Origin of the sequence: uncultured Ligilactobacillus sp. (assembly GCF_948826705.1) — a bacterium.
Lineage (GTDB): Bacteria > Bacillota > Bacilli > Lactobacillales > Lactobacillaceae > Ligilactobacillus.
This window is the reverse complement of the sequence record NZ_CAQLEL010000026.1, coordinates 1-6,717: the sequence shown is the minus strand read 5'-3', so window position 1 is coordinate 6,717 and position 6,717 is coordinate 1. Positions and strand designations below refer to the sequence as shown.

Genomic DNA, 6,717 nt, shown 5'->3' with positions numbered 1-6,717 from the left:
TTAATTTTTATATCCCAATCTTTGAGTGGTGTCCCCACAGCTTCAATTTTTTGTTTAATTGATTGTTCGATTTCGTTTAAAATAGACCATGATTCACCAATTTTGTAATCGATCGGAATATTATGTTGTCGAATATAATCGCTCATTTAATTAAGACGAGGTGTTTTCTATGATATATGGATATATCCGTGTAAGTACGGATAAACAGACAGTTGAAAATCAAAAATTTGAGATCGAAGAATTTTGCGAAGAAAAAAATATTAAAGTTGAGAAGTGGATATCTGAAACAATCAGCGCGACTAAAAAGTTGAATGATAGAAAGTTTGGCCGATTACTGAAGAAATTGACTAAAGATGATATTGTGATTGTTAGTGAAATTTCAAGATTAGGTAGAAATCTAATGCAGATTATGGGGATTTTGAATGAGTGTATGGAAAAAGAAGTAATGGTTTTAACGGTGAAGGAGAGATATGAACTAGGAAATAATATTAACTCAAAAGTTTTGGCTTTTGCTTTTGGATTATCTGCAGAAATCGAAAGAAATTTAATATCGCAGAGAACAAAAGAGGCATTAGCTAGAAAAAAATCTGAAGGAGTACAATTGGGACGTCCTAAAGGAATAAGTGAGTATAAATCTCTCAAGCTATATTCTAAAAGAGTAAAAGTAAAAGAGATGATCGATGAAGGAAAATCATTCTCGTACATTGCAAGAAAATTAAAAGTAAATAGAATAACAGTCAGCAAGTTTGTTAGTAGAATGCTATTAGAGGAACGAGATAAGCAGAAATAGTTCTTTATTATGTAACCTAATTAATATGGTATTATCTAATTTATTGTCTTCCCATGAAAGCTAGATGAGATATATCATGAATACTATTTGGCGATCACTTTTATGTTGTTAGCCTTGCTCTTTTCATGGCCATTGATCAATGATCTACCGAAATATCTCTTTTTTATCTCTTTTAATTTTATCATTGCTTTGAGCAGTGAGATCTTAGTCGTCCGCACGTATCGTGTCGATTCAAGAGCCTGTGATCTTACCAAAGGGATTTTAGCACTCTCGCAGTTAACATTTGCAAGTACGTTCTTTATTTTTTGTTGATTTAAACATTGCAGTATAGAAAAGAACTAGTTGCGCTCATTGTGATCATGATTAGTCTCTTTTATAAATGCATCTAGGGTTGATGAAAAATATTCAAAAGTGTTATAGCAACGCTTTAGTCAGCAATGTTATAACACTTTTTGTATGGACTAAGTTATAATACTTAGTCTTACTCATATTAAAAAAATAGCAAACGTTTGGAAATTGCGAAAGTTTGGTAATCTGAATAATATTCATATAGGACTAATTTATAAAAAACAAAATGTTCTAGCTTTAGGCGTCCATGTTTTAAGATCATCTGATATAAATAATATTAACTTTGTATTGATCAATCAATAATGAGATTCTAGGAGAAAAAGTATTATTGGGAGAGAATAAATAAAAATTCATGGAGATATAAAACTATTTCGTTGATTTCTGATAGCATATATGCTAATTTTGGGATATGGAGAAACCAAAATTTGAATTTTATGAGCGACCTAATGGACATAATGAGTTTTTGGAATTTTTAGAAAACTTACCGCAAAAAGACCAAGAGAAGTTAATGGCGGTTATCTATAAGGTCCAGATACATGGATTGTTGACCGCTATAAAAATGAAATGGGTAAAGAAACTAGACGATAACATATTTGAGCTTCGATCGGAAGTGGGAAATAATATTCAAAGAGCTCTATACTTTCACTGGAATGGAAGTCGTTATATTATTACTCATGGATTTAGTAAAAAAACACAGAAGACACCTAGAAAAGAGATTTTACATGCACTAGCGATTTATAAGGAATTTGAGGAGGAAAATGATGCCAACAGTTAAATTTGATGATTATTTGGAAAAGAGGCTCCAAGATCCAGAGTCAAGATCCAATTTTGAAGCAGAGAGTTTGAGACTTGAAAGTGCAGTAGCTTTATTGAAGGCTAGAGAAGATGCTGGTTTAACACAAAGAGAGTTAGCTAAACGTGTTGATATGCCACAATCAACGATTGCACGTATCGAGCGTGGAAACAATACTAGTGTCGATACACTTTCCAAAATAGCTAATGCATTAGGTAAAAAGTTAAAAGTAGAGTTCGTTAATATGTAACAGATAGTAAATGTAAACTTATATGTATAGTAACTGTTTTTGGTTGATTATGTAATTATTAGTGTATGACAGAATGCAAACTGCATTGCGCAACAATAATGGTGTTTTACCGATTTTAAAATAAATATGCTTAAAAACTGCAAGTTTTGGCTACATTGATATATTTATGGTCCAAGCTTGTAGTTTTTTATACTATTCTATTGTTCCTGATATATCAATTATGTATAAAAAATAACAAACGCTTGGGAACTGCGAAAGTTGGGGGATGCACCTTTTTATAATTATATAAGTCTTACTAGTAAAAATTAGCTAGCTATGAATTCATTTGAGATTTGCTTGGAAATGGGGAATAATAGTCAAAGAGTATTAAAGTTTCACCGAATAAGAAATTGCTTTGTTATTGTACATATTTTTAATAATACCTTACAGAAGATACATAAAATAAAAATTATTAGGGGATGATCATATGAAATATAATTTAAACATAGATCAGCTAGCCGGTTGTCTGTTAGGAGGAGCTTTAGGGGATGCGTTAGGCTATCCGGTCGAATTTGAGAAAGTTTCGCAGATGTCTCAGGATCATGATTTTGATAATATCGTAGGCAAACTTATAGTATCAGATGATACCCAGATGACACTTTTTACTGCTAATACATTGCTTTTAGATGGAAAATTGCGTATTAATACATGGAATTGTTATCAAGATTGGCTTGAAACACAATTTAAGCAAGGAAAAAGTGAACTGAGTCATCGACCAATTTCGTGGTTGATGGAGTATCCTGAGATGTACGCCAGTCGTGAACCAGGTCGTACTTGTTTGATGACATTGATGCGTGGGATCCCAGGAGACTTAACTGAGCCGATAAATCAAAGCAAAGGGTGTGGAGCTTTGATGCGTGTTGCACCGCTAGCATTTATTGATCGGGAGGATCCATATTCGGCTGCGATCGAAAATTCAGCACTTACTCATGGACATCAAATGAGTCATATATCTTCAGCTGCTTTAGTTGGTTTGCTTAGATATATATCTGAAGGTGAGACTTTACGTGCCAGTGTTTCTTTGATGCGACAAGATATAAAGCGGATCTTTGTGGGGTCTTTAGAGATAAAAGTATTTGACGACTTGTTGCAACAGGCTGTTTTGGCAAGTGAGAAAGATTTTGATGATATGGAGATCATTTCAAGGCTTGGTGAGGGATGGGTAGCAGAAGAAACGCTAGCTATTGCGTTGTATTGTTCGCTAAAATATCCCAATGATTTAAAAAAAGCACTTCGAGTAGCGGTATTTCATGATGGTGATTCGGATTCAACGGGATCAGTAACTGGTCAGATATTGGGAACATTGTTGGGGGCAAAAAAATTACCACAAGAAGAGATAAAAAGATTGGACTTGCTCAAACCACTGATGAAAATGATAGAAAGACTATCATAAAGATCGTAGTGTTGACATTTTTATACGAAAAGATGTAAGTCTATAATTACCATTATTTTCTAGAAACGATTTTCTCAGATGATATGCGATATCCTCCATACACTAATTTAGGGAGGATCGTAAGTGAGATACATTTCCCAATTAATTAGAAAACATAATGGGGTGAGATACATCTTAAAGGTATTATATCATTATCCTCAAGTAAGGATATGTGGATACTGGTGTTGACAGTAGTAAATAAAATTAAGAAAGGAAAAGCTATATGTCTCCTAAACGATGTGATCATTTGATATAAATGCTCATGTTTTATATAGCCGGAAATCTAGTTATGCCAATAAAAGATTTTTCGAGTATCTATAATAAATATGTGGATACTCCTGAGAAGAAATTTTATGCTAGTCAGATCGATGAACAATTAAAAGTTTCTGTTTTATTGCGAGAAATGCGTGAACGTGAATTAGCTAAGAAAGAGGGAAAACCTTGATCAACTATTGCTTGCATCGAAAATGATTCAATGAATGTAATGTTTGACATAATAGCAGAAATTACAAACTCATCTTGTTTTGAAATTTCATAAATAATTCGAAAAGAGTACAAGCAGAGATATAAGTGCGCTTTAGAGTAATATAAAAACAGCGCTTACCCTCTAAGTTGGACAAGAGAATCAAAAAAGAAGTGTGAGCTTTTTAGTCACACTTCTTTTTTGTTAGTATTTGTTGTTTTTCTGTGAATGTAATAACTACCTCTTTGATGGTTAATTTCATATGTTTGCCTAGAGTGTGTATTTTTAGAATTATTTATAAAAAAACAGAAATATAAATTACTTTTTAGCCGTAGATTAACATTTGAGTGCATATGTGTACAGCCTTTTTAGCAATAATAATAAGTCATAGAAACTAAAATTAGAAAATGAATTGAAAAATATTAAAATCGGTGTTAGTATTCAGCTTAAATACATATGTCGATGAGGAGAGATCTCATGAAGAAAAGAATAGTTCTAGTACTTGTCGCGATTTTTTTAGTGCTAGCTGGAATAGGAGGAACAAAGAAAGTGGTCGAAATGAGACAAGCAGCTCAAAAAGAGCGCCAGATAGTTTTTTTGAAGGCGCATGAAAAAGAACTAATCAATTTTATCAAAAAATATAGTTCACAAGAAGAAACAGTGGAATTTGATTGGGAGACAGTAGAAGCTGGAAAAGGAAGGGCATTTATAAAGCCTACATTGACTGTGAATTTTGATGTTAGTAACAGCCCAGTAAAAAGCTACAATAATCGGGGGTATGTACTTAGGGTAGAAACTGATGTGGATAAATTAGACAAAGTTGAGGGGTTAACAGTATTGAACGGAGAAATAGGGTTAAAGATAAGGGAGGAAAAGAATGCCCGATTTAGAAAATAACTACAATGTATATGCAAATTTAGTGCAAGTTGCGTACCCAAGAGGTGATGCGTCTTTTTCACAGGAATTGATTATAGAAAGGAGACAAACTTCTACGCAAATAATATTTACCTATGCCAAGGACGCTTATGGTAATGATGCAAGAAAAATCTATCTCTAACACGACAAACTCGAGACAGTAACAGAAAATGCTTGGTTTGGTAGCGAAAAAACATATCAAAAAATTTTATAGGAGAAAAATCATGCAGAAGAAAAGAATAATTCTAGTATTTATCGCGATTTTTCTAGTACTAGCTGGAATAGGAGGGACAAAGAAAGTGATCGAAATAAGACAAGAAGCGCAAAAAGAGCGTCAGGTAGCTTTTTTGAAGGCACATGAAAAAGAGATGACGGAATATATCAAAAAAAATAGTAGTGATGATATTAAGGTGAAATATTACTGGGACACAGTAGAGAGAAGCAAAAGTATGGCATTTTCCAGACCGACACTGTCTATAAGATTTGATGCTGTTGATAAGAAGAAAACAAAAGAAGAAAATTACTATAACGAGAAGAATACTTTAGTAATGGACACTGATAAGGAAATGACTAGAATTAACGGTATGTGGACAACAGGAACGATCATTGAAAATTCGTATATGGGGAAATGAATATGGCTATGTCAGATAATATAGAAAATATTTATGTAAATTTATCCCAAAGTACATATGTAAAGAAGCATAAAAGTTTCTCGAATGATGCACTAAAAAAGTGGAAACAAGATATTTTATCATCGGGCAATTCTGTTCCATTCACATTCCCCCATGCCAAAGACGCCTATGGTAATGATGCAAGCAAGGTCTATCTCCAACCCGACAAACTTAAGACAGTAACAGAAAAGGACTGGTTTGGTAGAGAAAAAACGTATCAAAAAGGTCTGCTGACCGATGAAAAGGCTGGGTATAATTCCTATTACGTGACTGACACCCAAAAGTTAAACAACGAGACTAAGCATACATATTTTGCAACTCGAGGTAGTGACGCAATGAGTTTGAATACTTTGAATGATTGGGTGAGCAACAACGGCTCGTTTACTTTATTCAACACCTATATCCCTCAGGCAAAACTTGCTAGTAAAGCGATGCAGGCTAAGGTAAGTGAATTGCGTAAAAAAGCTCCTAATGCTACGATGGCGGTCACCGGGCATTCGTTAGGGACGATGGTCTCGATCCAAGCTGTGGCTGATTTGCCCGACGGGGGTATGTAGGGGCGGACGGGCCGGGGAGTTTCCTTGGGCCGGGGGTTGACGATGTGCTCGATTATGGTCTCGCCCGGGCCGTAAGGATAGGGTATGAGGCACACAGCGGCCGCCAGGGCGGCGAACACCGCCACGATGATGCCTATGCCCCAGCGTACAAGCGAGGGCGGTATTTCGCCGATGAACCTACGTACACGTTCCGATTTCAGTTCGATTTTATCTTCCATAAGGGCCAAAATAGCTTTTGTGTTTTTATGATTTTTTGTTTCCTCTGATTCGACAGGAGGCGTTAGCCGCCGAGCTCGAGCTGGCTTTTGACCAGGTTGTAGTACAGAACAGGTCTTTTACCCGCTCCAACGGGAGATCGGTCTGCTGTGCAGCCATTTGAGCGGCAATTTCCCGGATGCGCTCATAGCGCTCCCGATCATACTTGTCATGGCCATAGAAGAGCCCCGCTTGGGCCAAAGC

At 35.3% G+C, this 6,717-nt stretch carries 9 protein-coding genes and 2 pseudogenes; 10 read left to right on the top strand and 1 reads right to left on the bottom strand.

Going from position 1 to position 6,717, the window contains the following annotated elements:
• Positions 1–169: 169 nt before the first annotated feature.
• The 10 genes and pseudogenes from Q9Q35_RS01560 to Q9Q35_RS01515 form a co-directional block, all read left to right on the top strand.
• Positions 170–790 (top strand): master DNA invertase Mpi family serine-type recombinase, encoded by a 621-nt coding sequence (locus Q9Q35_RS01560; protein WP_304651832.1) that lies wholly within the window; start codon positions 170–172, stop codon positions 788–790.
• Positions 791–877: 87 nt separating this feature from the next.
• Positions 878–1,102, top strand: coding sequence for a hypothetical protein (locus Q9Q35_RS01555; RefSeq protein ID WP_304651831.1), 225 nt, complete (start codon positions 878–880; stop codon positions 1,100–1,102).
• A 445-nt stretch (positions 1,103–1,547) separates the two neighbouring features.
• Positions 1,548–1,913: a type II toxin-antitoxin system RelE/ParE family toxin gene (locus Q9Q35_RS01550; protein ID WP_283589610.1), complete on the top strand. Its 366-nt coding sequence runs from the start codon at positions 1,548–1,550 to the stop codon at positions 1,911–1,913.
• Complete coding sequence (locus Q9Q35_RS01545; RefSeq protein WP_304651830.1) at positions 1,900–2,181, top strand: helix-turn-helix transcriptional regulator; 282 nt, start codon at positions 1,900–1,902, stop codon at positions 2,179–2,181. Before Q9Q35_RS01550 ends, Q9Q35_RS01545 begins: the two co-directional genes overlap by 14 nt.
• A 466-nt stretch (positions 2,182–2,647) precedes the next feature.
• On the top strand, positions 2,648–3,613 hold the full coding sequence (locus Q9Q35_RS01540) for an ADP-ribosylglycohydrolase family protein (protein ID WP_304651829.1): 966 nt from the start codon (positions 2,648–2,650) through the stop codon (positions 3,611–3,613).
• A 328-nt stretch (positions 3,614–3,941) separates the two neighbouring features.
• Complete coding sequence (locus Q9Q35_RS01535; protein WP_304651828.1) at positions 3,942–4,097, top strand: hypothetical protein; 156 nt, start codon at positions 3,942–3,944, stop codon at positions 4,095–4,097.
• A gap of 495 nt (positions 4,098–4,592) precedes the next feature.
• Positions 4,593–5,012 carry a hypothetical protein gene (locus Q9Q35_RS01530; protein WP_304651827.1) on the top strand — a complete coding sequence of 140 codons (420 nt, stop codon included), beginning with the start codon at positions 4,593–4,595 and terminating at the stop codon, positions 5,010–5,012.
• On the top strand, positions 4,993–5,172 hold the full coding sequence (locus Q9Q35_RS01525) for a hypothetical protein (RefSeq protein WP_304651826.1): 180 nt from the start codon (positions 4,993–4,995) through the stop codon (positions 5,170–5,172). Before Q9Q35_RS01530 ends, Q9Q35_RS01525 begins: the two co-directional genes overlap by 20 nt.
• A gap of 82 nt (positions 5,173–5,254) precedes the next feature.
• Positions 5,255–5,662: a hypothetical protein gene (locus tag Q9Q35_RS01520; protein WP_304651825.1), complete on the top strand. Its 408-nt coding sequence runs from the start codon at positions 5,255–5,257 to the stop codon at positions 5,660–5,662.
• A 2-nt stretch (positions 5,663–5,664) separates the two neighbouring features.
• Positions 5,665–6,255: pseudogene (locus tag Q9Q35_RS01515) on the top strand (hypothetical protein); the annotation flags it as partial.
• Positions 6,256–6,579: 324 nt separating this feature from the next.
• Here Q9Q35_RS01515 and Q9Q35_RS01510 read toward each other — a convergent pair.
• A pseudogene (locus Q9Q35_RS01510) lies at positions 6,580–6,717 on the bottom strand (NUDIX hydrolase N-terminal domain-containing protein); the annotation flags it as partial.

What these genes read in the sequence shown, in the direction of transcription:
- Q9Q35_RS01560 (WP_304651832.1), top strand. Translation starts at nt 170, where the DNA reads ATGATATATGGATATATCCGTGTAAGTACGGATAAACAGACAGTTGAA.
- Q9Q35_RS01550 (WP_283589610.1), top strand. Translation starts at nt 1,548, where the DNA reads ATGGAGAAACCAAAATTTGAATTTTATGAGCGACCTAATGGACATAAT.
- Q9Q35_RS01545 (WP_304651830.1), top strand. Translation starts at nt 1,900, where the DNA reads ATGCCAACAGTTAAATTTGATGATTATTTGGAAAAGAGGCTCCAAGAT.
- Q9Q35_RS01540 (WP_304651829.1), top strand. Translation starts at nt 2,648, where the DNA reads ATGAAATATAATTTAAACATAGATCAGCTAGCCGGTTGTCTGTTAGGA.
- Q9Q35_RS01535 (WP_304651828.1), top strand. Translation starts at nt 3,942, where the DNA reads ATGCCAATAAAAGATTTTTCGAGTATCTATAATAAATATGTGGATACT.
- Q9Q35_RS01530 (WP_304651827.1), top strand. Translation starts at nt 4,593, where the DNA reads ATGAAGAAAAGAATAGTTCTAGTACTTGTCGCGATTTTTTTAGTGCTA.
- Q9Q35_RS01525 (WP_304651826.1), top strand. Translation starts at nt 4,993, where the DNA reads ATGCCCGATTTAGAAAATAACTACAATGTATATGCAAATTTAGTGCAA.
- Q9Q35_RS01520 (WP_304651825.1), top strand. Translation starts at nt 5,255, where the DNA reads ATGCAGAAGAAAAGAATAATTCTAGTATTTATCGCGATTTTTCTAGTA.